Origin of the sequence: Mumia zhuanghuii, assembly GCF_042681565.1 — a bacterium.
GTDB lineage: Bacteria > Actinomycetota > Actinomycetes > Propionibacteriales > Nocardioidaceae > Mumia.
The window spans coordinates 205,429-231,950 of record NZ_JBHUFT010000002.1 but is presented as its reverse complement, the minus strand read 5'-3'; the positions used below and the strand labels follow the sequence as shown (position 1 = coordinate 231,950).

General features: G+C 70.5%; 26 protein-coding genes and 1 pseudogene. 5 read left to right on the top strand and 22 right to left on the bottom strand.

All coding sequences use genetic code 11. The features are described from left to right. Nucleotides 1-2: 2 nt before the first annotated feature. The 11 genes from folK to ACFSDF_RS04270 all read right to left on the bottom strand — a co-directional run bounded on the left by folK (nt 3) and on the right by ACFSDF_RS04270 (nt 10,859). Entirely contained in the window at nt 3-566 is a 564-nt protein-coding gene (folK, locus tag ACFSDF_RS04320; RefSeq protein WP_167006230.1) for a 2-amino-4-hydroxy-6-hydroxymethyldihydropteridine diphosphokinase, read from the bottom strand. Further along, nucleotides 563-940 carry a dihydroneopterin aldolase gene (gene folB, locus ACFSDF_RS04315; RefSeq protein ID WP_167006233.1) on the bottom strand — a complete coding sequence of 126 codons (378 nt, stop codon included), beginning with the start codon at nt 938-940 and terminating at the stop codon, nt 563-565. Before folB ends, folK begins: the two co-directional genes overlap by 4 nt. Next, on the bottom strand, nt 937-1,341 hold the full coding sequence (locus ACFSDF_RS04310) for a nuclear transport factor 2 family protein (protein WP_167006236.1): 405 nt from the start codon (nt 1,339-1,341) through the stop codon (nt 937-939). The genes folB and ACFSDF_RS04310 overlap by 4 nt, the downstream gene beginning before the upstream one ends. Continuing rightward, nucleotides 1,334-2,185, bottom strand: coding sequence for a dihydropteroate synthase (gene folP, locus ACFSDF_RS04305; protein ID WP_377156344.1), 852 nt, complete (start codon nt 2,183-2,185; stop codon nt 1,334-1,336). Before folP ends, ACFSDF_RS04310 begins: the two co-directional genes overlap by 8 nt. After that, nucleotides 2,185-2,754 carry a GTP cyclohydrolase I FolE gene (folE, locus tag ACFSDF_RS04300; RefSeq protein ID WP_243843074.1) on the bottom strand — a complete coding sequence of 190 codons (570 nt, stop codon included), beginning with the start codon at nt 2,752-2,754 and terminating at the stop codon, nt 2,185-2,187. The genes folP and folE overlap by 1 nt, the downstream gene beginning before the upstream one ends. A gap of 25 nt (nt 2,755-2,779) precedes the next feature. After that, nucleotides 2,780-4,819 (bottom strand): ATP-dependent zinc metalloprotease FtsH, encoded by a 2,040-nt coding sequence (gene ftsH / locus ACFSDF_RS04295; protein ID WP_377156340.1) that lies wholly within the window; start codon nt 4,817-4,819, stop codon nt 2,780-2,782. 171 nt (nt 4,820-4,990) lie between these two features. Next, nucleotides 4,991-5,548, bottom strand: coding sequence for a hypoxanthine phosphoribosyltransferase (gene hpt, locus ACFSDF_RS04290; protein WP_167006245.1), 558 nt, complete (start codon nt 5,546-5,548; stop codon nt 4,991-4,993). A gap of 50 nt (nt 5,549-5,598) precedes the next feature. Next, nucleotides 5,599-6,585, bottom strand: a complete 987-nt coding sequence (tilS, locus tag ACFSDF_RS04285) for a tRNA lysidine(34) synthetase TilS (RefSeq protein ID WP_377156338.1) — start codon at nt 6,583-6,585, stop codon at nt 5,599-5,601. A gap of 10 nt (nt 6,586-6,595) precedes the next feature. Further along, complete coding sequence (locus ACFSDF_RS04280) at nt 6,596-7,678, bottom strand: zinc-dependent metalloprotease (protein ID WP_243843046.1); 1,083 nt, start codon at nt 7,676-7,678, stop codon at nt 6,596-6,598. A gap of 10 nt (nt 7,679-7,688) precedes the next feature. Beyond that, a complete protein-coding gene (dacB, locus tag ACFSDF_RS04275) occupies nt 7,689-9,158 on the bottom strand; it encodes a D-alanyl-D-alanine carboxypeptidase/D-alanyl-D-alanine endopeptidase (RefSeq protein WP_377156336.1) in 1,470 nt (489 codons plus the stop codon). Nucleotides 9,159-9,167: 9 nt separating this feature from the next. Then, on the bottom strand, nt 9,168-10,859 hold the full coding sequence (locus ACFSDF_RS04270; protein ID WP_377156334.1) for a bifunctional metallophosphatase/5'-nucleotidase: 1,692 nt from the start codon (nt 10,857-10,859) through the stop codon (nt 9,168-9,170). Nucleotides 10,860-11,004: 145 nt separating this feature from the next. Between ACFSDF_RS04270 and ACFSDF_RS04265 the strand changes: the two genes are divergently transcribed. After that, nucleotides 11,005-11,499: an inorganic diphosphatase gene (locus ACFSDF_RS04265; RefSeq protein ID WP_167007190.1), complete on the top strand. Its 495-nt coding sequence runs from the start codon at nt 11,005-11,007 to the stop codon at nt 11,497-11,499. Between the two features lie 175 nt (nt 11,500-11,674). Here ACFSDF_RS04265 and ACFSDF_RS04260 read toward each other — a convergent pair whose 3' ends face one another. The 8 genes from ACFSDF_RS04260 to ACFSDF_RS04225 all read right to left on the bottom strand — a co-directional run bounded on the left by ACFSDF_RS04260 (nt 11,675) and on the right by ACFSDF_RS04225 (nt 20,558). Next, nucleotides 11,675-12,916, bottom strand: coding sequence for a C40 family peptidase (locus tag ACFSDF_RS04260; RefSeq protein ID WP_377156332.1), 1,242 nt, complete (start codon nt 12,914-12,916; stop codon nt 11,675-11,677). A 52-nt stretch (nt 12,917-12,968) separates the two neighbouring features. Further along, the gene (gene pgm, locus ACFSDF_RS04255) at nt 12,969-14,612 is read right to left on the bottom strand and encodes a phosphoglucomutase (alpha-D-glucose-1,6-bisphosphate-dependent) (protein ID WP_377156330.1); all 1,644 of its coding nucleotides are present in this window, start codon (nt 14,610-14,612) and stop codon (nt 12,969-12,971) included. A 9-nt stretch (nt 14,613-14,621) separates the two neighbouring features. Continuing rightward, nucleotides 14,622-15,419: a hypothetical protein gene (locus ACFSDF_RS04250; protein ID WP_377156328.1), complete on the bottom strand. Its 798-nt coding sequence runs from the start codon at nt 15,417-15,419 to the stop codon at nt 14,622-14,624. A 76-nt stretch (nt 15,420-15,495) separates the two neighbouring features. After that, nucleotides 15,496-16,407: a carbohydrate ABC transporter permease gene (locus tag ACFSDF_RS04245; protein ID WP_167251420.1), complete on the bottom strand. Its 912-nt coding sequence runs from the start codon at nt 16,405-16,407 to the stop codon at nt 15,496-15,498. After that, entirely contained in the window at nt 16,404-17,402 is a 999-nt protein-coding gene (locus ACFSDF_RS04240) for a carbohydrate ABC transporter permease (RefSeq protein WP_208322447.1), read from the bottom strand. Before ACFSDF_RS04240 ends, ACFSDF_RS04245 begins: the two co-directional genes overlap by 4 nt. Further along, entirely contained in the window at nt 17,399-18,814 is a 1,416-nt protein-coding gene (gene ngcE / locus ACFSDF_RS04235) for an N-acetylglucosamine/diacetylchitobiose ABC transporter substrate-binding protein (RefSeq protein ID WP_167006270.1), read from the bottom strand. Before ngcE ends, ACFSDF_RS04240 begins: the two co-directional genes overlap by 4 nt. Before the next feature lie 33 nt (nt 18,815-18,847). Next, nucleotides 18,848-19,603, bottom strand: a complete 756-nt coding sequence (locus ACFSDF_RS04230) for a sugar isomerase domain-containing protein (RefSeq protein ID WP_167006273.1) — start codon at nt 19,601-19,603, stop codon at nt 18,848-18,850. Nucleotides 19,604-19,631: 28 nt separating this feature from the next. After that, nucleotides 19,632-20,558 carry a MurR/RpiR family transcriptional regulator gene (locus ACFSDF_RS04225; RefSeq protein WP_167006276.1) on the bottom strand — a complete coding sequence of 309 codons (927 nt, stop codon included), beginning with the start codon at nt 20,556-20,558 and terminating at the stop codon, nt 19,632-19,634. Nucleotides 20,559-20,627: 69 nt separating this feature from the next. Between ACFSDF_RS04225 and ACFSDF_RS04220 the strand changes: the two genes are divergently transcribed. Then, the gene (locus tag ACFSDF_RS04220; protein WP_377156324.1) at nt 20,628-21,674 is read left to right on the top strand and encodes an N-acetylglucosamine kinase; all 1,047 of its coding nucleotides are present in this window, start codon (nt 20,628-20,630) and stop codon (nt 21,672-21,674) included. Here ACFSDF_RS04220 and ACFSDF_RS04215 read toward each other — a convergent pair. Beyond that, nucleotides 21,666-22,580 (bottom strand): GNAT family N-acetyltransferase, encoded by a 915-nt coding sequence (locus ACFSDF_RS04215; protein WP_167006282.1) that lies wholly within the window; start codon nt 22,578-22,580, stop codon nt 21,666-21,668. The genes ACFSDF_RS04220 and ACFSDF_RS04215 overlap by 9 nt on opposite strands. A gap of 5 nt (nt 22,581-22,585) precedes the next feature. Beyond that, a complete protein-coding gene (locus ACFSDF_RS04210) occupies nt 22,586-24,250 on the bottom strand; it encodes a DUF885 domain-containing protein (protein WP_377156322.1) in 1,665 nt (554 codons plus the stop codon). A gap of 131 nt (nt 24,251-24,381) precedes the next feature. Here ACFSDF_RS04210 and ACFSDF_RS04205 point away from each other — a divergent pair. From ACFSDF_RS04205 to ACFSDF_RS04195, 3 genes and pseudogenes are all read left to right on the top strand, one after another. Beyond that, a pseudogene (locus ACFSDF_RS04205) lies at nt 24,382-24,966 on the top strand (ribonucleotide-diphosphate reductase subunit beta); the annotation flags it as partial. Between the two features lie 37 nt (nt 24,967-25,003). Then, nucleotides 25,004-25,480 carry a GNAT family N-acetyltransferase gene (locus ACFSDF_RS04200; RefSeq protein WP_167006288.1) on the top strand — a complete coding sequence of 159 codons (477 nt, stop codon included), beginning with the start codon at nt 25,004-25,006 and terminating at the stop codon, nt 25,478-25,480. 31 nt (nt 25,481-25,511) lie between these two features. Then, complete coding sequence (locus tag ACFSDF_RS04195) at nt 25,512-26,147, top strand: maleylpyruvate isomerase N-terminal domain-containing protein (protein ID WP_167251412.1); 636 nt, start codon at nt 25,512-25,514, stop codon at nt 26,145-26,147. On the opposite strand, the gene ACFSDF_RS04190 is transcribed toward ACFSDF_RS04195, so the two are convergent. Further along, nucleotides 26,134-26,508 (bottom strand): ribosomal maturation YjgA family protein, encoded by a 375-nt coding sequence (locus ACFSDF_RS04190; protein ID WP_167006294.1) that lies wholly within the window; start codon nt 26,506-26,508, stop codon nt 26,134-26,136. The two genes, ACFSDF_RS04195 and ACFSDF_RS04190, sit on opposite strands and share 14 nt — an antisense overlap. Nucleotides 26,509-26,522: the final 14 nt, after the last annotated feature.

The following is a 26,522-nucleotide window of genomic DNA, read 5'->3' as shown; positions in this document are numbered from 1 at the left end:
GATCAGACGAGGATCTCGAGGTCCTCGCGCCGCGTGACGCCGGAGGTGTCGAGGCCCTGCGCGAGGTCGACGACGTAGCCCTTGCCGGGGATCTCGCCCTCGAGGTCGAGCTCGAGCCACGGCATCAGCACGAACGCACGCTCGTGGGCACGCGGGTGCGGGAGCGTCAGTCGGTCGTCGTGCGCGACGCGGTCACCGACGACGATGAGGTCGACGTCGAGCGTGCGCGGCGCGTTCTTCTCACCGCGCTCGCGACCGAACGCGTCCTCGATCGCGAGGCAGCGGTCGAGCAGCGTGTGCACGGTCAGCGTGGTGTCGATGAGGACGGCGGCGTTGAGGAAGTCGCGCGAGCCCGCGGGCGCGCCGACCGGCACCGTCTCGTAGACCGACGACACCGACACGACCGTGACCTCCGGCGTGTCGGCAAGCGCGGCGACGGCACCCTGGACGTTGTTGAGCCGCTCCCCCAGGTTGGACCCGACCGCGATCACGGCCTGCCGGATCGGGCGCATGCCCCCGGTCATCGTGTCCGCGTCGGGGATGTGTGGGTTGGGCGTCTCGGTCACGTACGACTCCGCTCTATCGTCACGGCGACGTCCGAGAACGTCACCGGTATCGGTGCATCCGGCTTGTGAACCGTGACGCTCGCCCACTGCACCGGTGCGAAACCGAAGCAGATCCCGAGGATGCGGAGAGCGAGCGTCTCGATCAGGTCCACGGGGTCCGACGCCACGGCGTCCGCGACCCTCTCCGACAACGTACCGTAATGAACCGACGCTTCTAAGTCCCCTGTCTCCGCCGCACGCCCGAGGTCCAGCCCGAGCACGACGTCGACGACGAACCGCTGGCCCCGGTCGCGCTCGAACGCGAGCAGGCCGTGGTAGCCGTACGCCTCGATCCCGGTCACGGTGATCCGGTCCAGTCCGCTCGGCACGGTCATCCCTCCATCACCGGCCCGGAGTGGTGCGACCAGAGCTTCCACCCGGTCGCGGTCTCGACGAGGACGTCGGTCGCGACGCCGCGCCCGCCGGCGAACACCGTGGGCGCCTCGCCTTCGGCCTCGGAGAGCACGTTCTCGACGCACGACACGATCGCGATGCCGTCACGACGCCGCACCTCGACGTCGGTGAGGATGAACTGGATGTAGCCGACGTTGGCCATGAGCATCGCGAACGACCGCAGGATCGCGCCACGGCCGAGGATCGGCTCGGCGCCAGGGTGCACACACACCGTGTCCTCGCCGGGCAGCCACAGCGACGACATGAGGTCGAGGTCACCGTGCTCGATCGCGTCGTAGAACGCCTGGTGGGTCACGAGGACCGGGTCACGCCGCTCAGCCATCGCGCCACCGCTCGGCGACGCGCACGGCGTCGGCGCTGGGCGCGACGTCGTGGACACGCACGCACCACGCGCCCGCCGCCGCCGCTAGCGCGGTGGTTGCGACCGTCGCGGAGTCGCGCTCCCTTGGAGGCCGCAGGCCGTCGTCGTCCGCGAGCAGCTCGCCGAGGAACCGCTTGCGGCTCGCCGCGACCAGCAGCGGATAGCCGAGCGAGGCGAACGCCTCGAGGTGAGCGAGGACGGTCCAGTTCTGGGGGCCTCGCTTGGAGAAGCCGATGCCGGGATCGACCACGACCTGCTCGGGCCGGACCCCCTTGGCGAGCGCGAGGTCGACGGCGCTGCCCAGCTCGTCGACGACGTCGGGCACGAGATCGTCGTAGTGCGTCGCGGCGTCGCCCTGCATCGTGTCGGAGTGCCCTCGCCAGTGCATGACGACGTACGGGACACCGGTGCGCGCGGCCACCTCGAGGATGTCGGGGTCGGCGAGCCCGCCGGAGACGTCGTTGATGACCCGCGCACCTGCGGCGACAGCACGCTCCGCGACCTCGGCGCGCATGGTGTCGACAGAGACGACGACACCGCGCTCCACAAGAGCACGGACGACCGGCTCGACCCGCGCCAGCTCGGTGGCCGCGTCGACGCGCTGGGCCCCGGGACGGGTCGACTCGCCGCCCACATCGACGAGGTCGGCACCGGCGGCGACGAGCTCGAGGCCGTGACGGACCGCGTCGTCGGCGTCGAGCCACAGCCCCCCGTCCGAGAACGAGTCGGGGGTGACGTTCACGACGCCCATCACCTGGCACCGACCCGCGTCGGGGAGCAGCGGCACCACGCGACGCGCAAACATCAGCGGCCCGTGATCAGGGCCATCGCCTCGGCCCGGGTCGCAGGATCGCGCAGCTGTCCGCGTACGGCGCTGGTGATCGTCTTGGCCCCGGGCTTGCGGACGCCGCGCATCGTCATGCACAGGTGCTCGGCCTCGATCTGGACGATCACACCGAGCGGGCGCAAGGTCTCGGTCAGCGCGTCCGCGATCTGCGTGGTCAGCCGCTCCTGCACCTGCGGGCGGCGGGCGTACACGTCGACGAGCCGCGCGAGCTTGGACAGCCCGACCACGCGGCCGTCCTCGGCGGGGATGTAGCCGACGTGCGCGACCCCCGTGAACGGCACGAGGTGGTGCTCGCACATCGACCACAGCTCGATGTCCTTGACCAGGATCATCTCGTCGTGGTCGACCTCGAAGGTGCGCGACAGCGCCTCCTGGGGATCCCGGCGCATGCCGGCGAAGATCTCCTTGTAGGCGCGGGCGACCCGCTCCGGCGTGTCCTTGAGCCCGTCGCGGTGAGGGTCCTCCCCGATCGCGGCGAGGAGCTCACGGATCGCGGCCTCGGCACGCGGCGTGTCGAACTCGGGCAGCGCCCCGCTCTCGGCCTGCGCCACGTCAGTGCGCTCCGGGCGACGGCGGCTCGGGCGTTCCTCCCGCCGGGTCGGAACCCGGGCCGTGCAGGTCGGTGCCACCTTGACCGGGCGCGAGGACGATCGTGCCCTCGTCGCCGTCACGCTCGGGCTCGTGGCCGTTGATCTCCTTCGGGGAGAGCACCGGCGGCAACGACGACGGCTTGCGGGTCTCCGAACCGGTCCACGCCGGACGCGCGGACCGACGCTTGAGCGACTCGAAGATCGCGGCGACCTCGGCCTTGTTGAGCGTCTCCTTCTCGAGCAGCGCGAGCACCAGGTCGTCGAGGACGGCGCGGTTCTCGGCGAGGATGTCGAACGCCTCCTGGTGGGCGTAGCTGATGAACTTGGTCACCTCTTCGTCGACGATCGCCGCAAGCTCCTCGGAGTAGTTGCGCGAGTGGCCGATGTCGCGGCCGAGGAACGGCTCCGAGCCGTTCTCGCCGAGGCGCACGGCACCGATCCGCTCGGTCATGCCGTACTGGGTGACCATCGCGCGAGCGAGGTTGGTCGCCTTCTCGATGTCGTTGGCGGCGCCGGTCGTCGGGTTGTGGAAGACGAGCTCCTCGGCGGCGCGACCGCCCATCATGTAGGCCAGCTTGTCGAGCATCTCGGCACGCGTCTGGCTGTACTTGTCCTCGTCGGGCAGCACCATCGTGTAACCGAGGGCACGGCCTCGCGGCATGATCGTGATCTTGTGCACGGGGTCGCTGCCGGGCAGCGCTGCGGCGACCAGTGCGTGGCCACCCTCGTGGTACGCGGTGATCTTGCGCTCGTGCTCGCTCATGAGGCGGGTCCGCTTCTGCGGGCCAGCGACGACGCGGTCGATGGCCTCGTCGAGCATGTGGTTGTCGATCAGCGCCTGGTTGCTGCGGGCGGTGAGCAGCGCAGCCTCGTTGAGGACGTTGGCGAGGTCGGCGCCGGAGAAGCCGGGCGTGCGCCGCGCAACCGACTCGAGGTCGACGTCGGGCGCCAGCGGCTTGCCGCGCGAGTGGACCTGCAAGATCTGCAGACGGCCCTTGAGGTCGGGCGCCTCGACCGCGATCTGGCGGTCGAACCGGCCCGGGCGCAGCAGCGCTGGGTCGAGGACGTCGGGACGGTTGGTGGCGGCGATGAGGATCCCGCCGCGGACGTCGAAGCCGTCCATCTCGACGAGCAGCTGGTTGAGCGTCTGCTCGCGCTCGTCGTGCCCGCCGCCGAGGCCGGCGCCACGGTGACGCCCGACGGCGTCGATCTCGTCGATGAAGACGATCGCGGGCGCGTTCTCCTTGGCCTGCTCGAACAGGTCACGGACACGGCTCGCACCGACACCGACGAACATCTCGACGAAGTCCGAGCCCGAGATCGAGTAGAACGGCACGCCCGCCTCGCCGGCCACGGCGCGCGCGAGGAGGGTCTTGCCGGTGCCGGGAGGGCCGTACAGGAGGACGCCCTTGGGGATCTTGGCACCGACCGCCTGGAACTTCTGTGGGTCGGCCAGGAACTCCTTGATCTCGCCGAGCTCCTCGACGGCCTCGTCCGCACCCGCGACGTCGGCGAAGGTCGTCTGCGGCGTGTCCTTGGAGATGAGCTTGGCCTTGGACTTCGCGAACTGCATGACGCGTCCGCCGCCGCCCTGCATCGAGTTCATCAAGAAGATGAACAGCAGGAAGATCAGCGCGAACGGCAGCAGGAGTCCGAGCAGGTTGCCGAGGAAGCTCGGCTTGGGGATATCGACGTCGTACGTCTTCATCTCCTTGTCGGAGACGCTCTCATCCGCAAGCTTGCGCAGCTGGTTGCCCTGGTCGCCGAGCCAGTTGGCGCGCACCTTCTTGTCATCGTCGAGCGTGGCGCGGATCTCGTTGTCGCCGGCGCCGACGAAGGTCGCCTCGGCGACCTTGCCCTGCTCGAAGTACCGCACCATCGTCGCGGTCTTGACCTCTTGATAGCCGCTGTTGGACGACACCAGCTGGAGCAGGGCCAGAACCGCGATGACACTGATGATGATCCAGAGCCACGGGCCCTTGAAGATGCGTTTGACGTCCATGATCCGAGGCCGCGCCTCGCTCCTCCTGCGTAGGAATGGGTACGGGAACCGACGGTACACGCCCTCGCCATGAGGGCAGGGCGAGTCTTGTCCCCTGGTGCTTCAACGTCTGGCACCCGTCCACATGTTCCCAGAAGCCGCGCGGATCTTGCTCCGTGACGGCTGCCTGGGTCAGGAGTAGACGTGCGGGGCGAGCGTCGCGATGTCGCGCAGGTTGCGGTAGCGCTCGTCGTAGTCGAGCCCGTAGCCGACCACGAAGGCATTGGGGATCTCAAAACCGACGTACTTGACGTCGACAGCCATCTTGAGCGCCTCAGGCTTGCGCAGCAGCGTGCAGATCTCGACCGAGGCCGGCTTGCGCGAGCGCAGGTTGGACGTCAGCCACGACAGCGTGAGGCCCGAGTCGATGATGTCCTCGACGATCAGGACGTGCCGGCCCGAGAGGTCGGTGTCGAGGTCCTTGAGGATCCGTACGACGCCGGACGAGGTCGTGCCCGACCCGTACGAGGTGACCGCCATCCAGTCCATCTCGACGTCGCGCTCGAGCGCACGGGCAAGGTCGGCCATCACCATGACCGCACCCTTGAGCACGCCGACGAGCAGCAGGTCCTCGCCCTCGTAGTCGCGCGCGATCTCAGCGGCGAGCTCTCGGAGGCGGGCCTGGATGTCGGCCTCGGGGATGTACGTCTGGTCCAGCGCGAGGTCGCCCTCGATCTGCTTCGCGTCCACGGAGCCAGCCTCGCACAGCGACCCTGACGACGCGTCCGGGGGCCCGCCGCTCACGACGGGATGAAGAGGAGTACACCGCCCGCGCGGCGGACGGTCAGGCCGCCGGGAAGCGCCGGGCCGCCCTGGCCGCGCCAGGCGGTGACCAACTGCTCGACCCCGGCGACGTGCGCTGCCGTGAGGTCGTTCGCGGTCGATCCGGCGCCGATCGCGGCAGCGCGCAGCACCCGCGTCCGTAGGGCGCGAGGGAGGACAGCGAGCGCGGCGACGTCGAGCGCCCCGTCGTCGCGGGTAACCTCGCGCGCTGCTGTACGGGCGAGCACGTCGAGGGCGTCGGCGTCGTCGCGCAGGCCGTCAGCCGTACGCGCGAGAGCGGCTGCGACGCCCGGTCCGAGCTCGCGCTCGAGCAACGGCAGGACCGTGCGACGGACGCGCACCCGGGCGTAGCGGGCATCGTCGTTGTGAGGGTCGTCCCACCAGGTGAGGCCGACCGCGCGGCAGACCTGCTCGGTGTCGGCGCGGGTGAGGCCGAGCAGCGGGCGCCGCCAGATTCCCGTACGGGGTGCCATGCCGGCGAGCGAGCGTGCACCGGACCCTCGGGCCAGCCCGAGGAGCACGGTCTCGGCCTGGTCGTCGCGGGTGTGCGCGAGCAGGACGGCGGCGGCACCGAGCTCGTCGGCGCATGCCTGCAACGCCTCACGACGTGCGACGCGCGCCGCACCCTCCGGGCCCCCGTCGGACCCGACGTCGACCCGCTCGACGCGGGCCTCGACCCCGAGGTCGCGCGACTGCGCGGCGGCGTGCTGCGCGACCTGGTCCGACCCCGCCTGCAGGCCGTGGTCGACGACGAGCGCGAGCGCACGACCGCCACGGCCGGCAACGACGAACGACGTCAGCGCGGCCAGCGCGAGCGAATCGGCGCCGCCCGAGACGCCGAGCACGACCGTGGCGTCGCCCGGGAGGTCGGCGAGCGCGTCCGAGACCGCACGACGCCCGCGCGCGACCACGGGGTCGAGGGGCGGCGTACGGCGCACGGTCACGGCGACGATCTCATCCGTGAACGCGTGCGACCCACTGGTCGGGCTGCTCGATCTCCTCCGCGGACGGCAGGTTGACCGGCGAGGCCCACACGGCGTCGAAGCCCTCACGACCGACCGACTTCTCGACAGATCGGACGAACGCGGCGCCGTCACGGTACTGGCGGATCTTCGCGTCGAGGCCGAGCACCTGGCGTACGAGCCGGTCGAGCAGACCACCGCCCTGACGGCGCTTGTCGAAGCGACGCCGGATGTGGCGCACGGTCGGGATCACCGAGGGCCCGACCCCGTCCATCACCACGTCGGCGTGGCCCTCCAGGAGCGACATGACGCCGGTGACCTGCGCGATGATCTCGCGCTGGCGATCGTTCTGGAGCACGTCCATCAAGGAGACGCGCTCGCCTCGTACGAAACGGCCTGCCGCCTTCGACGCCTCGCCGAGCGAGCGCGAGACGCCCTCGGGATCGGTGTCGGTGGCGTCGATCAGCCCGTCGACGAGACCTTGGATGTGCGCCCGCATCCACGGCACTGCCGTGAACTGCACGCGGTGGGTCTCCTCGTGCAGGCAGACCCAGAGCCTGAAGTCGTGCGCGTCCACGTCCAGCTCGCGCTCGACGTGCACGACGTTCGGGGCCACCAGCAGGAGGCGTCCGCCGACCGGGAGCCCACCGTCTGCTGCGGGTGCGGTGTAGAACGGGTCGAACTGCCCGAGCACCTTTGTCGACATGAAGGCCAGCGCAGCGCCGACCTCCGCCCCCGTCACGCGGGCGCCGATCGCCCGTCCGAAGCGCCCGGGAGCCTGCCCCTTCGCCTCAGCCGCCGCCTGGACCTTCTCGAGCATCGGCCGGAGCACGACCTCGAACGACGACACGTTGGCCGTGACCCAGCCCGGGCGGTCCACGACGAGGACGGGTGCGGTCGCTGACTCCGCCACGAGCCCGGTGAACTCGCGTACGGGGCCTTCCGACCGCGCCGCGCCCTCACGGAGCTCGGCGACGACCTGCTCGGCCTCGGCGCTGGCGATCTCGGGACCGGGCCGGGTCATCCGCGCGGCGGTGGTCAGCGCGAAGTCCCAGTCGATCATGCTGTCCGTCATGCCTGCGAGCCTACGCGGCGGCTGCGCAGGAGCAGGCCGACAGCCGCGCGGCGATGCGGTCGAGCATCGTCCGGGCGTCGAGGGTACGCCGATCGGGCACGCGGTCGGTGAAGATCACGAAGCCGACGGGTGTCCCGTCGCGGGTGGCGGTCGTGCCGGCATAGGAGTGGACACCGGACAACGTGCCGGTCTTCACACGGACGACACCGAGCCCCGCCTCCGTACCGCTGTCGGTGAAGCGCGTCGCCAGCGAGCCGTTGAAGCCCGCGATCGGATAGCGGTCGAAGAGCTCCGACGCGGTCGACACGACCTGGAGCATCGAGGCGAGCGTGACGCGGTTGTCGCGCGAGAGCCCGCTCCCGTCGTAGACGCGGTTGCCCTCCCAGTCGACCCCGAGCCCGGTGAGCACGTCCCGGACGGCCTTGGCCCCGCCCTCGAACGTCGCGGGCTGCTTCTCGGCGATCGCGACGTGGCGCAGCAGCACCTCCGCCGCCTGGTTGTCGCTGTGCTCGATCACCGACTGCGCGATCTGCGCGACGGTGCCGCTGCTGACCGCGGCGAGCTCCTCGGACTCCACCGGCCGGCCCGTGCTCGCGACGCCCGTCACCTTCAGGCCGCGCGCCTTCAGCTGCTTGGCGAACGTCGCGGCGGCCTGGCGGGCCGGGTCGGCGGTGCGACGCCACCCGTCACGCCCCTGGTCGACCCACAGGGCGCTGACCGGCGAGGTCACGAACGAGGTGATGTAGCTCGGCTCCCAGGTCGGGTTCGCCGCCGGCCCGGTGAACAGCGAGGTGTCGTACCCGAGCGAGACCTCGGTGACGCCGTCGGCCTGCAGCGCTTTGGCCGTCTGGCGGGCGAGCTGTGCGAGCGAGGCCTGCTGCGGGTACGACGCCCGTGCGGCGGCGTTCGACGTCGCCGTGAGATAGGGGTCGCCGCCCCCGACGAGGACCAGCTTCGCGGGCCCGGGTGCGGGCGCGCCGGTCGTCGGTGCCGCGTCGGTCGCGGACGGCTGATCCTCTCCGGTGGTGTCACGGAGCACGGTCGTACGGAAGCGGTGCTCCGGCCCCAGCGTTTGCATCGCGGCGAGCGACGTGAACAGCTTGAGCGTCGACGCGGGGATGAACGCGCCCGTCCCGGAGCTCCAGACCTGCTCCCCCGAAGAGAGATCCGACACGGCGAACCCGACGTGCGTGCCGAGCGCCTTGCGGCCGAGCAGCGGCGCGATCGCGCGCTGCACGCGGTCCGCGTCGAGAGGACGGGACTGCGGCGCGGCGAGAACCGGCGCGAGTTCGGGCTCGGCCGGGGTGACAGGCACTGACGCGGGATCGGCCTCGCGTGACTCGCAGGTGCCGCCCTCGCAGAGCCAGCGGTCGAGGTGGCCGAGGCTGTACGCGGCGACGCCCCCGCCGGTCAGGACGAGCACCACCGCGAGGAGCACGTACGGCCAGGCGCGGCCGCGCTCGGAGTGGTGTGAAGGCATGTTTCGAGCCTAGCCAAGGAGGGGAAGGTCGAGGACGGCGAGCGGCTGACCGTCGTGGATCAGCCGCCAGTGCGGCTCCTGCGCGTACGGGCGCCCGTCGGCGAGGTGTCTGGCGACCAGTGTCCGCAGCGGCTCGGTGAGCTCGTGGACGACGGGCGCACCGCTGACGTGCGGGTACGAGGCGGCGCCCGAGGCACGATGGCGGCTGACGACGACGTAGAAGTGCTGCGCGTCTCGCAGCGGACGGCCGTCGTACGACAGTGCAGCGATCCGTGCACCGAGCGGGCGCGCGAGGTCGATGTCGTACGTGAGAGGCGCCTCGGCCCCGTACGCGACGTCGTAGTCGAAGTCCGGCGTGCCGTGCGGCGTCCGCGGGGTGGGGGCGTTGGTGAGCGCGTCGGGATGGTGGGGGCCGGGTGCCTGTGTGGCGGCGAAGAACGCGGCCGCGTGCTCGAGGTGCGCACGCAGCTCGGCCCCGGTCATGGCGACCACGACCAGCCCGCTGTCGAACTGGCACAACGCCGCGACGTGGCGCTGGCGCACCGGGCCCGCCGGCACCCTCGCGTACCGGTTGGTCGGGCTCACGAGGCTGAGCAGGGGGAGGTCGCCCGGTAGCATCCCGCGCAGCGCGCCGGATTGTGCGGCGGCGACGAGGGCGAGCGCCGTGGTCGGCCGGTAGCGCGCCGGCTCGGTCTCGATCGGCGCCTCGGCGTGGCCCACCACGCGGTCGCCGCAGGCACGGACGTGTGCGTGCTGGGGCGCGACAAGCGCGACGATCTCGGGGTCTTCCTCGGCATCGGCGGTGTCGACGAGCCGCGAGCGCGCCTCGTGAGCGGCCCAGCCGTCGGCCGTGCGTGCGAGGTCGATCTCGACCACCGCCACCCGCATCCCCCAGCACAGCGGCTCGGTGAGCAGGACCGGACGCCCGTCCGGTCCGGTGACGTGCCGCTCGGCGACCTCGACGTGCGCGTGGCCCGCCACGACGACATCGACGCCAGGGACGCAGCGCGCGAGGTCGAGGGCCGCGTTCTCCGGGGTCGACGGCTCCACGATCCCCGAGTGCACGACCGCGACGACGACGTCCGCGCCGGCCGCCCGCACCTCGGCGACCAGCGGCCCAGCCGCGTCGACGACGTCGGTGAAGCGGAGGTGGGCGCGCACGTCGCGGTTCCAGGAGGTCACCTTCGGCGTGGTGAGCCCGACGATCCCGACCCGTACGGGCGGCTCGCCAGGGACCACGACGACCTCGCGCATGACGGACGCCGCCAACGCAGGCTCGCCCGTCACGGCGTCGTGCGCGTTGCCCGCCAACAGCGGGGCGTCGAGCTGCTCGCGGAAGCGCTCCAGCGCCCGTACGCCGTAGTCGAGCTCGTGGTTGCCCAGGGCCACGGCGTCGTACCCGAGGTGGTTCATCGCGGCCGCCATCGGGTGCAGCGGCACGTCGTCGTCTGCCGCCTCGGCGAGCAGCCGTGCGTACTCGTGCGACAGCGCACTGCCCTCGAGCACATCACCGGCGTCGACGAGCAGCGCCGTGGGTATGGACTCGCGGAGGCGACGCACCACGCCGGCCACCCGGGCGAGACCGATGCGGTTGCCGTACGCGTCCTCGTACGGACGGTCGGTGCCGTAGTCGTGGTCGCGGACCTGACCGTGCAGATCCGTCGTCGCGAGCACCGTGAGCCGCGGCGTCACCGCGGGCATACGCTGTTGCGTACGTCACAGGGGCCAACCCCGTGTCCCGTGTCTTTGCCCACGTACGAGAGACTAGACAAGTCTTGCGTGCCCGGGTGGACAGGCCCTGCGTGCGCTGCTCGGACCACTCGCACGAACCAATGGAGGAACAGTGCTGGAATTCGACGTCACGGTCGAGATCCCCAAGGGCGTACGCAACAAGTACGAGGTCGACCACAAGACCGGCCGGATCCGGCTCGACCGCACCCTCTTCACCTCCACCCAGTACCCGGCCGACTACGGCTTCATCGAGAACACCCTCGGCCAGGACAGCGACCCGCTCGACGCGCTGGTCCTGCTGTCCGAGCCGACGTTCCCCGGCTGCCTGATCCGCTGCCGCGCGATCGGCATGTTCCGCATGACCGACGAGGCCGGCGGCGACGACAAGGTCCTGTGCGTGCCCGTCGACGACCCGCGTCAGGAGCACCTCCAGGACATCCGTCACGTCCCGGAGTTCGACCGCCTGGAGATCCAGCACTTCTTCGAGGTCTACAAGGACCTCGAGCCCGGCAAGTCCGTCGAGGGCGCCGAGTGGGTCGGCCGCCGCGAGGCCGAGGACGAGGTCGAAGCCTCGTTCAAGCGCGTCTCCGAGCACGGCGCCGACCACTGAGCCTGCACTGACGTCGTACGAAGGCCGCTGACCCCGCGAGGGTCAGCGGCCTTCGTCGTCCTCGGCGCCCAGCTGCGCCAACCACCGCAAGGATGCGTCGAGGCCGTGGCGGGCGGGGCGGGTCGGCCCTGACGCACCTCTGGTGCGTCTTGACGAACCCCAGACGGGACGGAGGTCAGCGCACGCGGGCGGCAAGATCCGGCGCGGTCCACGAGTAGACCGACACCACCTGGACGTTCTTGCCGGGCCGCGGAGCCTCGACCATCCAGCCGTCGCCGAGGTAGAGCGCGACGTGGTGGATCGAGTCCGGACCGCCACGGCTCCAGAACAGCAGGTCGCCCCGTCGCGCCTCCGGCACCGCGATCGGCGCCGACACGGCGTACTGCGCGCCGCTGAAGTGCGGGAGTCCCTTGCCTGCGGCCTGCCACGCACGCATCGTCAGGCCCGAGCAGTCCCAGACGTCCGGCCCGGCCCCTGCCCACACGTATGGCTCCCCCACCTGCGTCAGCGCGAAGCGAACCGCCGCCTCGACACCCTTCGCCTGCTTCGGCGGGTCGGCATCAGGGTCCAGCGTCGGGGGCGCAGGAGTCGGCGAGGGCGCCGGGCTGTCTGTCGGTGGCAGGCTGGGCGCGCCCGTCTGCGGGCGGTTGGCTGCCTCCTGGGCCTGCTGGGCGAGCTGTTCGAGAGCCTTTTGACGCCTGCTGGCCAGCTTCACCGAGATGCCGTCCGCGTTGGCGAGCTCGCGGATGAGCTGGTCGCGGTCGCGCTGGAGTCCGGCTCGCGCCGCCGCCGCACCCGCGACCGCCTTCTCGGTGTCGTGCTTGGCCTTCGTGGCAGCAGCCGCCAGCTTCTCGCGACGCGCGAGCGCCGCGTCGGCCTCACGCTTCAGGGTCACGGCGACGGCGCGCTTGGACTCGTACGTGGCGAGCGCCGCACGGCTGGCGTCACCGACCGCGTTGTAGGAGCTCATCTGACCGAGCAGCGAGCTCGGCCCTCCGCCGGAGAAGAAGCTGCGGATGCGGTGGTACGGGGCACGCGCCGTCACCCCGGCAACCGTGAGCCGCTCGACGACCAGCCGCTGGGCCTCCGCGTCGCGGGCGGCGGTTTGCGCAGCCTTCTGGGCGGAGCGTGCGGTGGCTGAGGCCTCTTCGAGGGCGTACTGAGCACCGTTGTATGCCTCAGCGGCCTGAGCAGCCTCCACGGCGAGTGCGTCGACACGGGCCGTCGCGGCGGCGATCCGGGCACGGATGTCGGTGACGTCGCCCGACTTGGTGGCGACCCCGGCCCGCGCGTCACGCACATCGTGGGCGCTGGGCGTCTCATCCGCGTGGACGGCCGGCGTCCCCGCGAGGGCCAGCGCGGCCACGGCGAACAGAGGCGCGACCCTGCGCGCACTGCGGTCCGTCGCGAGCCTCACGTATGTCCCCCGTCGTCGCAGGTCAACGACCTGACCCGCCTTTCTCAGCACTTTACGTCAGCGCCGCGTCCACCGTGGCTCTTGCTGCAGCCTGGACCTCCGCCAGATGGTCGGCTCCTCGGAACGACTCGGCATAGATCTTGTAGACGTCCTCCGTGCCGGACGGACGGGCGGCGAACCACGCGTCCGCGGTCTCGACCTTGATCCCGCCGATCGGGGCGTCGTTGCCGGGGGCGTGCGACAGGATGCGGGTGATCGGGTCGCCGGCGAGCTCGGTCGCCGTGACCGCTGCCGGGTCGAGCGCACCGAGGCGGGCCTTCTGCTCGCGGGTCGCCGGGGAGTCGACGCGGGCGTACGCGGGATCGCCGTGCCGCGCGGTCAGGCCGGCGTAGTGCTGGCTCGGACTGCGTCCGGTGACCGCCTGGATCTCCGACGCGAGCAGCGCCAGGATGAGGCCGTCCTTGTCGGTCGTCCACACCTGACCGTCGCGCCGCAGGAACGTGGCGCCCGCACTCTCCTCGCCGCCGAAGACGACCGATCCCGAGATGAGCGGGTCGACGAACCACTTGAAGCCGACCGGCACCTCGTACAGGGCACGCCCGGAGTCGGCGACGACCCGGTCGATCATGCTTGAGGAGACGATCGTCTTGCCGACCCCTGCCGCGGCGTCCCAGCCGCGGTGCTCGGTGAGGTACGCGATGGCGACGGCGAGGAAGTGGTTGGGGTTCATCAGGCCTGCGTCAGGCGTGACGATGCCGTGCCGGTCGGCGTCCGCGTCGTTGCCCGTGGCGATGTCGAAGCGGTCGCGCTGCTTGACCAGCGACGCCATCGCGTACGGGGAGGAGCAGTCCATGCGGATCTTGGCGTCGTGGTCGAGGGTCATGAACCCCCACTGCGGATCGACCGCGGTGTTGACGACGGTGAGGTCGAGACCGTACTGCTCGCCGATCCGGCCCCAGTACGCGACCGAGGCGCCGCCGAGCGGGTCGGCCCCGATCCGTACGCCTGCCCGCCCGATCGCCTCCATGTCGACGACCGAGCCCAGGTCGTTGACGTAGTGCGTGAGGAAGTCGTACGCCTGCACCCGGTCACGCGTCTCGTCGGTCGTCGCCCGCTTGACCCCGCGCAGCCCGTCACGCAGCAGCGCGTTGGCACGGTCCTGGATCCAGCCGGTGATGTCGGAGCCGGCCGGGCCGCCGTTGGGCGGGTTGTACTTGAAGCCACCGTCGCGGGGCGGGTTGTGCGACGGCGTGACGACGATGCCATCGACCTGTCCTGCGCCTCCCCCTGCGTGACCGCTCAGCCCGTTGAGGCGAAGGATCGCGTGGGACACGGCGGGCGTCGGGGTGAACCCGTCGTCGGTGTCGACGAGCGTGACGACGTCGTTGCCGACGAGCACCTCCAGCGCGGTATGCCAGGCCGGGAGCGAGAGGGCATGCGTGTCGCGGCCGACGAGCACCGGACCGGCGATGCCCGCCTGCGCGCGATACTCCACGATCGCCTGCGTGGTCGCCAGGATGTGCGCCTCGTTGAACGCGCCGTCGAGGCTCGACCCGCGGTGGCCGCTCGTCCCGAACGCCACCTGCTGGGCGGGGTCGTCAGGGTCAGGGACGCGGTCGTAGTACGCCGCAGCGAGGGCGTCGAGATCGACGAGGTCCTTCGGCTCTGCCGGCGTGCCGGCCCGTGGGTCCACCATGGGGCCAGCCTAGGGGCGGGGTACGGGGACGTCTGCGCGGAGCGGCTCCCTCGGGACCACCACGCCCCGCTCGGTCCAGGCGACCACCCAGCCGCCAGGCCGGACGCTCCCGCGCAGCGTGATCGGATCGCCCACACGGGGCCGATCGCCACGGACCTTCACCCGCGCCACGTACGCGGCAGACCCGGCGGCGACGTGCAGGTCGCCGCGGCGCTCGTCCACCGTGGGCCAGAAACCGTCGACGACCCCGGTGACCTCGGCCCGGCGGCGCAGCAGCGAAGGGAGCGCGCGCGGGGTGAAGCCGAGGATGAGGCGGACGATGCCGTACAGGGCGGCGAGCGGGATCGCGATGCCACGGAGCGCGCCCGGCATCAAGAGTGCCCAGTCGATCACCCGGAGGACGAGGGGATGATCTGCGGGCACCTCGTCGACCAGGAAGGCGAGGTCGCGCCCGGGGAACTCGATAACCTCGATCTCCTCACCTTGCGTCAGGGAAACGCTGCGATCAGGTTGATCCGATCGCCACAACGCCACCGTCCTGCCATCCTCGAGGCGGACGCTCTCGTCGCTGTCCCACGAGAACGACAGTCCCGCCGATGCGTCGTCGTCCGCATGGACGTACGTCCCGACCTGGTGAGGCGCATGCCGGACGAGCGCATCCGCCTTCGCCTGAAGGACCACCGTGTGGTTCGCCACGACGCCGAGCGCGATGAGCCCTGTGATGCCGAGGAGGCCTGCGACGACCGTCGCGACGACGACTCGGGCCCGCAGCAGGGTGGGCAGGCGGCTGAGGGCGGACGCGTTCACGGGCACTCCTGGGGGAAGGCTGGCAGCCGGATCGTACGAGACGCTCGGGGTCGTTGGCTGCGGAAGTGCGCGACCGTTACTTTCCGGCCCCCTGCGACACCGATCCCTGCAGCTGGCGCTGGAAGATCACGTAGACGATCAGCACCGGCACGATCGTGATGATGACCGCCGCGAACAACCGGCCGTAGTCGGTGTTGTAGCCCGCCCGCGACGCGAACGCCGCCATCCCCTGCGACAGCACGTAGTTGTCGCGCTTGGTGTTGAGCGCGACCGGGAGCAGGAACTGGTTCCACAGCCCGAGGAAGTTGAAGATCGCCACGGACGCGATGCCCGGCTTCGCCATCGGGAGCATGACCTGGAAGAACTTCCGCCACTCCCCCGCGCCGTCGATGTCTGCCGCCTCCGAGACGTCCTGCGGCAGGATCCGGAAGAACGGATAGAGGAAGAAGACGGTGAACGGAAGCGCGAACGCCACATAGGTGACGATCAGGCCCGGCAGCGTGTTGAGGATCCCGAAGCCCTTGAGCACGAAGAAGAGCGGGACGATCGCCAAGAAGACCGGGAACGTCAGCCCGACGAGCATCAGGTAGTAGATCAGCCGGTTGCCCCAGAAGGAGAAGCGCGCGAGGACGTACGCGCACATCGAGCCCAGCAGCATCACGATCACCAACGCCGTCCCGACCACCACGACGGTGTTGACGAAGTAGCGGCCGATGCCCTCTGACGTCCATGCCGAGACGTAGTTGTCGAAGCTCCAGCTCGCGGGCAGCGTGAACGGCGACTGGAAGATCTCGCTGCTGGTCTTGAACGACGACAGCAGCGTCCACAGCAGCGGGATGATGACGAGCAGCGCCCAGATGCCGAGGATGACGTGCGCGACCGTCGTCACCGCACGGTCGCCGGAGCCTATGCGCTTCTCGCCTGACGAAGAGGGCTCGCTCGCGGCAGCCGCTCGCTGCGAGGTCTTGGTGTCGGCGCTCGCGGTCATCGGCGCTCTCCCTCGGGTCGGCCGCCCACGAGGCGGTTCACGGTGAAGACGATTGCGGCGAAGATCATCGTCGCGATCGCCATGACGACGCCCATCGCGCTCGCCAGCCCGAACTGGCCCTTCTCGAAGGCGGTGAGGAGCAGACGCTGCGGCATGACCAGCGTCGAGTTCTCGGGACCGCCGCCCGGGTTGAGCGCAACCATGTAGACGAACGCGTCGAGCGCGAGGATGCCGAGATAGATGTATGCGGTCTGGACGTTGTCGCGGATCAGCGGCAGCGTGACCGAGAACGCCGTACGGAGGCGGCCCGCGCCGTCGATGCGCGCCGCGTCGTACAGCTCGCCGGGGACGCTCTTGATCGCGGCCACGAACAGCACCATGTAGAACCCGACGAAGCCCCAGATGATGACGAACATCGACGCCGGCATCGCCGTCCGGGTGTCGCCAAGCCACGGGAACGACTCGAACCCGTCCAGCCCGATCCCTGTGAGGACGCCGTTGAGCAGGCCGTTCGACGGGTCGAACATCTGCAGCCAGATGAGGCCGATGACGATCGCCGGGATCGTGTACGGGAAGAACGACACGACACGGTAGAAGCTCGAACCTTTCAGCCCTCGGGTCGCCCCGTGCGTGGAGCCGCCGACCGTGATCATCGTCGCCAGCGCGAAGGCGAGCACGACGGTCACGAACGGGACGACGAGCGCCAAGATGATGTTGTTGCGCAACGACGTCATGAAGATGTTGTCATCGAGCAGCTTCTGGTAGTTCTCCAGCCCGACGAAGCTCATGTCGGGCGTGAACCCTGACCAGTCCGTCAGGGAGTACCAGAAGGCCTGCACGAAGGGCCACACCACGAACACCGAGAAGAGCGCCAACGGCAGCACGAGGAAGACGAGCACGAAGCTCACTCGGTCGAACGTCAGCGGCCGCCGCTTCTTCTTGCGCGGCGGGAGCTTCCCGGTGTCCGCGGTGGGGACCAGAGGGGACTCGATCACGTGGCGGGGATCTTCGTGACGGAGTCGTCCTCGCGCACCTTGTCCGTGATCTCCTGCAGGCGCGACGTCAAGTCCTTCACGCTCGACTTGCCGGCGAGGAAGCTGTTCCAGACCACCAGCTGGTCGACGTTCATGCCGTACAGGTCGACGAACTTCCAGGTGAAGACGTCCGAGCCCGCCGCCGTGAGCATCTCGCTCTGCGACACGAGCGCGGTCGAGCCGAACCCGTCAGCGGGGACGGTGTCCTTGACGATCGTCGGCGCCAGCTTCGTCTTGGCGAAGTTGGTCGCTGCCTCCTTGGAGAGCATCGTCCGCAGCAGCTCCTTGCCGCCGGGCACGTTCTTGCCCTGCGACGGGATCATGAACGGCTCGCCCGCCGCACTGTGCAGCGCCTCCCACGGCATCGCCGAGTCGGAGTTGACGACCATCTCCGGGAAGCCCTTCATGTCGAACCCGGCCTTGGTCTGGTCCTTCATCTCGTTCTCGATCCAGGACCCGGACGGATAGAGCAGCGCGTCCTGGTTGTTGCTCCACTGCGCCTGAGCCGCCGTGAACTGCGTGCCGGCACCACCGGGCTTGACGTAGCCGGCGTCGACGATCTTGCCCATGGCCTCGAAGACCTGCTGGACGGCGGGGTTGGACCAGCAGTTCGCCTCGAGGTTCTCCAGCGCGAGCCGGACCTCGTCGCCGCCCTGCTTGATCGCCGAGCCGATGGCGAGGGTCTGGTAGTACGTCGCCGCCTCCTTGCCCCAGAGGAAGAGGTACTTCCCTGCGGACTTCGCCTTGGCACCGAGATCGATCGCCTCGTCCCACGTCTTCGGGGGCGTCCACCCGTTCTCCTCGAACAGGCTCGACGAGTACCAGACCGCGTACACCGTCATCACGTAGTTCAGGGCGGCGAGCTTGCCGTCGAAGGTGCCGGGCGCCTCGACGCCACCGAAGAGCGTGTCGCGGATCTTCGTACCCTCGAGGTTGTTGGCGTCCAGGACGTCGGTGAGGTCCTCCACCTGGTCGAGGATCGCGCTGAACCCGATCGAGTTCTCGCCGGAGTTGTCGATCAGGTCCGGCGGGTCACCCGCGACGAAGCGAGGCTGGAGCTCCTGGGAGATCTCAGTGGTCGGAGTGACCTTGACCGTCGAGCCCTTGTGGTTCTTCTGCATGATCGTCGCGGCGAACGCGACGTAGTCGGTGCCGTAGCCGCCGTCGAAGATCACGGCGTCGGTGGTGGAGTCGGCGGCCATGCCGAACGGGTTGTCCGTGCTCTTCTCGCCACCCTTGGTGGAGTTGTCGTCGTCGTTGTTGCTGCTCCCCGCGCATGCAGCCAGGGCGCTGCTGAGGGGGATGACCGCTGCGGCCGCGAGCGCACCTCGGAGCAGGGTGCGCCGGTCGACCGTCTTCCTCTCGATACTCATCTGGAGTGCCTTCCTGTGGTGATGGTGGTGGTGTCAGGCGTGGCGCCGGATCCGGTCGCCGTACATGTCCTCGAGCTGGTGGTTGTGGTCGTCCCCGCCGGGGATGTTGGCGGAGAGGTAGATCGGCGGGACCGAGCCTGCGGCCGCCAGGCGTTCGGCGACCCCGATCGTCAGCAGCTGTGCGACGAAGGCTGCGGTCAAGGACGAGACGGCGCCGACACCGATGTCGTCGCCGGTGGTGAGGGTCGTGTCGCCGTACGGTGCGAGGTTGTCGATGACGACATCGGCGACCTCGCTCAGACGCTTGCCGCTCGGGTGCTTGGGAGTGACCCGGCTCGTGTGGGCGATGCTGGTCACCGCGATCACCGGGTTGCCGTGCGCCTTCGCTTCCAGCGCCATCCCGACGATCGACCCGTTGACGCCAGAGTTGGACGCGATCACGAAGACGTCCTGCGGGCTCGGCGCCGTGATCTCCCACAGCTCCTCGACCACCGACGGGTCCCGCTCGAGCTTGGGGTCGGACAGGATCGACACGTCCTGGCTGCCGAACAGCGCCACGTCGCGCAGCGCGATGTTGTTGGTCGGGATGAGGCCGCCGGCACGCCCGGCGATCTCCATCGCGAACGCCTGCGAGTGACCGGTGCCGAACGCCTGGACGATCCCCCCGTTCTGCAGCGCGCCCGCGATCAGGTCGATGGCCGGGTCGAGGCCGCCCTCTGCCGCGACCGCCGCAAGCCGCTCGAGCCGGCTGGTCGTCTCGTTCAGGAACTGGTGCGAGGTGTCGGACATGCGGCGCTCTCCTGGATCGGTGGTCAGGTCACTGCGTTCGGGACCGGGTGCGTACGGATTTGCGGTGCGGGAGCACAGCCATCGCGGAGGCCGCGAGCTTCGTCGTCGTCCGCGCGAAGTCCTGCTGGGCGACGAGGAGGTAGATCAGGTCGAGGAGGAAGAGCTGGGAGTGCTTGGCCGAGAGGTCGTCCGGCTGGAGGTACTCCTCCGGCGCGGCGGCCACGACGTGCTCGTGGGCGACCGCGGCGAGGGGCGAGTCGGGCCGGTTGGTCAGGGCGACGCTGAACGCGCCGGAGGAGTTCGCCTGGCCGAGCATCTGGATCGTCTCGCTGGTGCGCCCGGTGTTGGAGATCGCGAGCGCCACGCAGGTCTCGTCCTGGATCGCTGCGCTCGCGAGGCCGGCGTGGACCTCCGTCCAGGCGTGGGCGCTGAGGCCGATCCGGTAGAGACGCGACTGGAGCTCGTCGGCCATGAGGCCGCTCCCACCGATGCCGTAGATGTCGAGGTGGCGGCACGTGGCGATCGCGGTCGCGATGCGGTCGATCTGCTCGAGGTCCACCGAGCTCGCCGTGGCCTGGACCGCACGCGTGTGCGAGCCCAGCAGCGCGTGCAGGACGTCGCTGGAGGTGTCGTCGGGGTCGAAGCTCTTGCCGATGTCGGCGTGCCACGAGGCGTGGACGTCCCCGCGTCCGACGTCGGCAGCGACGCCCACCCGCAGCGGGACGTATCCGGAGTAGCCGATCAGCCTGCAGAACCGGGTGACGGTCGCGGCCGAGGTGCCTGCCTGCGCCGCCAGCTCGGTGATGGACATCTCGAGAGGGGCGGTGGGATGCTCGACCAGCAAGGCGGCGATCTTGGCCATCGCGCTCGACATCTGCGGACGTCGAGCCTGGATCCGATCGGCGACTCCGAGCGCGCCGAGAGTCAGCGTCACGCCGTCGATCGGGTGGTCCATGATCACGCTCCGTGAAAATCCATCTCAAAAGATCTGGAATTCGTTGAAAACTATTCCCATGGGGCTGACGTGGTCAAGATCACACGCGGTATCGGATCAGTAACGATGCCGGTGCTCCTCGCCGTCGACGCCGGTGGCACGTCCACGCGCGCGGTCGTGGTGGACACCAGCGGCCGCACGCTCGGGTACGGGAGGGCCGGGGGCGGCAACCCGGTCTCGTCGGGTCCTGGCGAGGCGGCGGAGTCGTTGAGCACGGCGGTCCAGGGCGCGATCGCGGGAGCGGGCGCCGACCCCTCGACGATCGCCTCGACGACGATCGCGATGGCCGGGGCGGCGACGCACCTGGCGGCCGACGACCCCCGCAACCGGGTGCTCGTGGACGCGCTCGCCGCGTGCGGGATCCACGCGCCGCTCGCCCTGCGCTCCGACCTGCTGGCGATGTACTGCGCGGGGACTCCTGCGCTCGACGGCTACGCGATGGTCGCCGGGACGGGCGCCGCCGCGATCCGGGTCCGCGACGGGGTTGTCGAGCACGTCGTCGACGGCATGGGCTGGCTGCTCGGCGATGCCGGGTCGGGGTTCTCGATCGGGCACGCGGTCACCCGCGCCGTGGTCGCCGACCTTGACGGCCGCGGACCGGCCACGCCGATGACACCGGCGCTGCTCGAGAGGCTCGGGCTCTCCGCGGCGGCCGGCACGGCGACCACGGCGACCGGACCACGGCTGCCGGTACTGGAGGAGCTCGTCGACGTCGTCTATGCGATGCGTCCGGTCCGCCTCGCCCAGTTCGCCCCGCTGGCCTTCGCCGACCCGGCGGACCCGGTCGCCCGCGCGATCGTGGACGAGACCACCACCGCCCTGTCGCGGACGATCGTCGCCGCCATCGATCAGGACGTCGACGGTCCTCTCGTCCTCGGGGGCAGCGTCCTGCTCCGTCAGGAGACGGCGGCGCGGGCCGTCGAGAAGGCGTGGCGCGCCCGCGGGCGTACGGGCTCGGCGCACCTCGTCGAGGAGGGCACCGCGGGCGCCGCCGTCCTCGCCTTGCGCGAGAGCGGCGCGACCGTCGACGAAGCGGTCTTCGCGCGGGTCGTGCGCAGCCTCGCCGACCTACGCTGACGCGGGGATGCCGGTCAGCGGCTTGCGCAACGCGACGAACGTACGGCCGAGCTCGGCGCCGACGGTCCGGGCATAGAAGTCGACCGGACCGACCCAGGCGATCTCGCAGGTCGTGCGCCCGGCGGCGAGGTAGTCCGACAGGCAGGCCCGCAGGAGCGCCGAGCCGACGCCTCGTCCGCGGGCCGTCGGGGACGAGCCCATCGGCCCGAACCAACCCGCCCGGTTGGTGTCGTACGCAGCGAAGCCGAGGTAGACGCCGTCCTCGACTGTCACGAAGCAGCTGACCGGCCGGCGCCGCAGCGCTCCCCCGGCCTCCGCGGCCCACGTCTCGCCCCACGTCTGCATCATCCACGCCTCGAACGCCGGCCACTCCTCAGGCGTCAGGCGGCGCATCGGCACCTTTGGCGGGGGCGGTTCGGTGATCAGGTCGCGGTGCGCCACGAGGTCGACGTCAAGGTTGGTCGCCACGGAGTCGCCGGGCGGTTCGTACCCGCAGGCGAGGAAGAACGCGGTCGCCTCGTGGTCGGCGGTGTCGACCCCCGGCCACCAGTACGCCGGTGCGCTGCCGCCGGCCTGGAGGTCAGTCGCACCGCGCGCACGCGCCGCGTCCTCGAGCGCGCTCAGGAGCAGCCGGCCAATGCCGGAACGCCGGTGGCCGTCGGCCACGGCGACAACCTTCACGTACGCGCGCAGCGCCCCGTCGCGCTCGGCCACGCTCCCGAAGGCGGCGCCGACGAGCTCACCGTCGCGCTCGGCGAGGATGGCCAGGCCGTGGTCGTCCGGATCACCCCACAGCAGGTGCTCCAGGCCGTCGCCATCGTCGCCCGCGTCGCGAGCGAGCCCAGCGCGCAGCAGGTCGAGGACGCGGGTGCGGTCGTCGGCGGCCGCGGGGAGCACCGTGATCACGGCTGCTACTCCCCCAGCAGCGACCGACGCAGCGTGCCGAGCCCGATGCTGCCGACGGCGAGCGCGCGACGGTGGAAGTCCTTGAGATCCGCGCCGTCTGCGCCGTTGGCCGCGACCCAGTCGTCGCGCAGCTGCTCCCACAGCCGCTGCCCGACCTTGTACGAGGGCGCCTGACCGGGCCAGCCGAGGTAGCGGTTGACCTCGAACCGGACGAACGCCTCGCTCATGTTGACGTGCTCGAGCATGAACGGCAGCGCGTCGTCGCCGGTCCAGGGCCCGGAGCCGTCGGGCTTGGGCAGCCCGAGGTGCACCCCGAGGTCGACGACGACGCGCGCGGCGCGCATCCGCTGCCCGTCGAGCATGCCGAGGCGGTCCGCAGGGTCGTCGAGGTAGCCGAGATCAGCCATCAGCCGCTCGGCGTACAGGGCCCAGCCCTCACCGTGCCCGGAGTTCCAGTTGAGCCGGCGCCAGGCGTTGAGCTCGGCACTGTTGTAGGTGGCGAGCCCGACCTGGAGGTGGTGCCCCGGCACGCCCTCGTGGTAGACGGTGGTCAGTTCACGCCACGTGTCGAACTCCGTGACTCCCTCGGGCACAGACCACCACATCCGGCCCGGCCGCGAGAAGTCCTCGGTCGGCCCCGTGTAGTAGATGCCGCCTTCCTGCGTCGGCGCGATCAGGCACTCCAGCGTGCGCAGCGGGTCGGGGACGTCGAAGTGCGTCGCCCCCAGCTCGAGGACGGCGCGGTCGCTCGCCGCCTGCATCCACTCGCGCAACGCGTCGGTGCCGTGCAGGCGACGGGCCTCGTCCGCCTCGAGGTACGCGACGGCCTCGGCGACGGTGGCGCCCGGGAAGACCTGGTCGGCGACCACCTCCTGCTCGGCGACCATGCGCGCGAGCTCCTCGACGCCCCAGGCGTAGGTCTCGTCGAGGTCGATCTGCACGCCGACGAAGCCGCGCGACGCCAGCGCGTAGCGCTCCCGCCCCGCCGCGTCGTCGGTCGGCGCCACCGGGGCGAGCTCGTCGGACAGGAACGTCGCGAGCTCTCCGTACGCCTCGGCGGCCGCACGCGCCCCGCGCTCGAGGTCTGCACGCAGCCCCCCAGGCGCGGCGGGGTTCGCGACGAGGGCGCCGAAGAACCCGTCCGGCGCCGCGTAGGTGCGCGCCTGCTCCGCGACCTCACGGACCTGTCGTACGGCCGGGATGTCGCCTGCGGAGATGCCGGCGCGCAACGACGCGACGTATCCGCCGACGGCTGTCGGAACGTTGCCGAGCCGCTTCGCGACGTGCTCCCAGTCGGCCTCGGACTCGGTCGGCATCAGGTCGAAGATCTCGCGGACGCTCTGCGCGGGCGACGCGATGACGTTGAGGTCGCGCCGCCAGTTGCCGGCGTCGTGCTGCTCCACCTCGAGCTCGAGCGTACGGATGAGCTCGTCGCGCGTGATCGCGTCGGTCTCGTCGCGCACCTCGGTCGTACGGACGCGGGCGAGCGCCCGGCGCGCGGCCTCGGCGTGGGCCTCGGCGCCCTCGGGGGAGAAGTCGGTGTACTCCCCCTCGCGACCCGGCCGGCCGAGCTCGACGTGCAGCTCGGGGTTGAGATCGAGCATCTCGATGAGCCATGCGTCGGCGAGCTGGTCCATGGGCGTGGTCGTACGGGGGGTGGAGTCACTCATGGACCGAAGGTACCCACTCCCCCGCCCGCCCCACGATTTGCGCGGTTATCCACGTTGTTCGGCGTCGAACCGGTGGATGAGGCGTCAAATCGTGGGGCGACCTGGTTCGAAGGTGCCGACTTCTCCGTACGGTCAACAAGGCGCTCGCGTTTGGCGTCTACCCGTACGTCAACGCCGCGGAGTGTCACCTCTATCTCGCGAAGCAGATGTGGGAGGAGGCGAACCACTGCATGTCGTTCGCGTATGCCTCTCACGTCGAGGTGCCGTCGATGGCGGCGAAGGAGGCGTTCGAGGTCCGTGACATCACGCGGATGACCGAGCAGACCCTCGCCCTCACGACCACCGCAGGCAAGCAGGACTTCGTCCGCAACCTCATCGCGTAAAACGTGATCCTGGAGGGCACTGGATCGTGCGTGACGAGAGCCTGCGCCTGAAGTTCGGGATCAACCTCATCCTCACCGTGCTCGACGAGAACCCCGATGTGGCGACGCCTGAGTTCGCCGACGAGATCCGGCAGATGATCCTCGATGCGGTGGAGATGGAGGAGGCGTACAACCGCGACCTGCTGCCCGGCGGGATCCTCGGGCTCAATTCGAGCCGCACTACCGCGCCGCGAATCAAGCGAAGTGGATGGCGACCGCGAACGACTCCTTGCAGCTGGTGAACTCTTCGAGTCGACCAACACCTCGTACGAGGTCAACGCGCGGGCGCACTGATGAGTGCTGGGCGCACAGCACCACCTAGCCTGACGGGATGACCCCGCAGCTGCGTCCCGCCCGCACGGAGGACGCGGCTGCGGTCGCGGCGATCTGGCACGAAGGCTGGGGAGACGGGCACCTCGGCCAGGTCCCGGAGGCGCTGGTCGCCGCGCGGACACGGGCGTCGTTCGAGGAACGGTCGCTCGCGCGCGTGCCTGACACGACCGTCGCGGTGGTCGGGGACGACGTGGCCGGGTTCGTCATGGTCGCCGGCGACGAGGTCGAGCAGGTGTATGTCGACCGCGCGTTCCGTGGCAGCGACGTGGCATCGGCCCTGCTCGCGGAGGCCGAGCGTCGGGTCGCGGCGGCGGGAAACCCACAGGCGTGGCTCGCGGTGGCCCCGGGCAACGCGCGGGCGCGCCGCTTCTACGAGCGGTGCGGGTGGATCGACGCCGAAGGCTTCGCGTACGAGGCGGAGGTGGCCGGCGGGCGGTTCGCAGTGCTGTGCCGCCGGTACGTGAAGGACGTCTGAGCTCCGCCCCGCACGCCTAGGATCGCGTGTCATGGATCCACGAGATGCCGCGTTCGTGACCGCCGCCCACATCGCCGCTGCTCTCCTCACGCGGCCCGAGGTCGCAGCGAAGTGGGGCGAACCGAGCGCGTTGCCGAGGATGACGGTGGGGATGCTCGCGTGCCACCTCGGGCGGCAGACCGTCGCTGCCGGTGACCTCCTTGGGGTCGACGGCGCCACGTCACCGCTGCCGGACACGGCCGAGCACTACCGTCGTGCCGCGTGGGTGACCGCGACGAGCCTCGACGACCCCGCGCACGACCGCACGCGCGACGAGCAGGAGGCGGCCCTTGGCTTCGAAGCGCTTGAGGTCCGATGCGCTGCGGCGCTCGCGAACGTCGAGCGGCTCCTCGAGGACGGCGAGGTCGCTGACGTGGTCGCGATCCCGTGGCAGGGCTGGAGCCTGACGCGCTCCGACTTCCTGCTGACGCGGATGCTCGAGATCGTCGTCCACACCGACGACCTCGCCCGCAGCATCGACCTGCCGACGCCTGAGTTCCCCGACGACGCCTATCTGCCGGTCGTCTATCTCCTCGTCCAGCTCGCCGCCGAGCGCCACGGGCAGGCGGCGCTCACCAGCGCGCTGACGCGGAGCGAGCGGATGCCGGAGGCGATCAGCGCGTTCTGAGCTGCCCGACAACGCTGCAGAGCACGCCGCCGACGGCCGCCCCTACGGCGTACCGAAGCAGGTCAGGCGCCCAGAACGTTGTCCCCAGCACGAGCCGTGCGGCTGGCACGTGCTCCGCCACCGCGACCGGGATGCCGGTGAGCTGGAAGAGCTCGACGGCGACGCACACCGCGAACCCGACGAGCGCAGCCACGGGCGGCGGCGTAGTTGGCCGGACCGCCACCACGAGCAAGACGACCAGGGTCGCGTAGAGCGCGTCACCGGCTGGTCCCGCAATCGGTGCGGGAAGGACGGCTCGTGCGGCCAGCCCAGCCGCGACCACACCGAAGATGGCGACGGACGTCGCGGTTCGAGGACTCATCGGGTCGAGATGTT

Excerpts from the sequence above, each read along its gene's own strand:
- folB (WP_167006233.1), bottom strand. The coding sequence starts at position 940 with ATGACCGTGCCGAGCGGACTGGACCGGATCACCGTGACCGGGATCGAG.
- ACFSDF_RS04310 (WP_167006236.1), bottom strand. The coding sequence starts at position 1,341 with ATGGCTGAGCGGCGTGACCCGGTCCTCGTGACCCACCAGGCGTTCTAC.
- folP (WP_377156344.1), bottom strand. The coding sequence starts at position 2,185 with ATGTTTGCGCGTCGCGTGGTGCCGCTGCTCCCCGACGCGGGTCGGTGC.
- ftsH (WP_377156340.1), bottom strand. The coding sequence starts at position 4,819 with ATGGACGTCAAACGCATCTTCAAGGGCCCGTGGCTCTGGATCATCATC.
- ACFSDF_RS04280 (WP_243843046.1), bottom strand. The coding sequence starts at position 7,678 with ATGACGGACAGCATGATCGACTGGGACTTCGCGCTGACCACCGCCGCG.
- dacB (WP_377156336.1), bottom strand. The coding sequence starts at position 9,158 with ATGCCTTCACACCACTCCGAGCGCGGCCGCGCCTGGCCGTACGTGCTC.
- ACFSDF_RS04270 (WP_377156334.1), bottom strand. The coding sequence starts at position 10,859 with ATGCCCGCGGTGACGCCGCGGCTCACGGTGCTCGCGACGACGGATCTG.
- pgm (WP_377156330.1), bottom strand. The coding sequence starts at position 14,612 with ATGGTGGACCCACGGGCCGGCACGCCGGCAGAGCCGAAGGACCTCGTC.
- ACFSDF_RS04245 (WP_167251420.1), bottom strand. The coding sequence starts at position 16,407 with ATGACCGCGAGCGCCGACACCAAGACCTCGCAGCGAGCGGCTGCCGCG.
- ngcE (WP_167006270.1), bottom strand. The coding sequence starts at position 18,814 with ATGAGTATCGAGAGGAAGACGGTCGACCGGCGCACCCTGCTCCGAGGT.
- ACFSDF_RS04230 (WP_167006273.1), bottom strand. The coding sequence starts at position 19,603 with ATGTCCGACACCTCGCACCAGTTCCTGAACGAGACGACCAGCCGGCTC.
- ACFSDF_RS04225 (WP_167006276.1), bottom strand. The coding sequence starts at position 20,558 with ATGGACCACCCGATCGACGGCGTGACGCTGACTCTCGGCGCGCTCGGA.
- ACFSDF_RS04210 (WP_377156322.1), bottom strand. The coding sequence starts at position 24,250 with ATGAGTGACTCCACCCCCCGTACGACCACGCCCATGGACCAGCTCGCC.
- ACFSDF_RS04200 (WP_167006288.1), top strand. The coding sequence starts at position 25,004 with ATGACCCCGCAGCTGCGTCCCGCCCGCACGGAGGACGCGGCTGCGGTC.
- ACFSDF_RS04195 (WP_167251412.1), top strand. The coding sequence starts at position 25,512 with ATGGATCCACGAGATGCCGCGTTCGTGACCGCCGCCCACATCGCCGCT.
- ACFSDF_RS04190 (WP_167006294.1), bottom strand. The coding sequence starts at position 26,508 with ATGAGTCCTCGAACCGCGACGTCCGTCGCCATCTTCGGTGTGGTCGCG.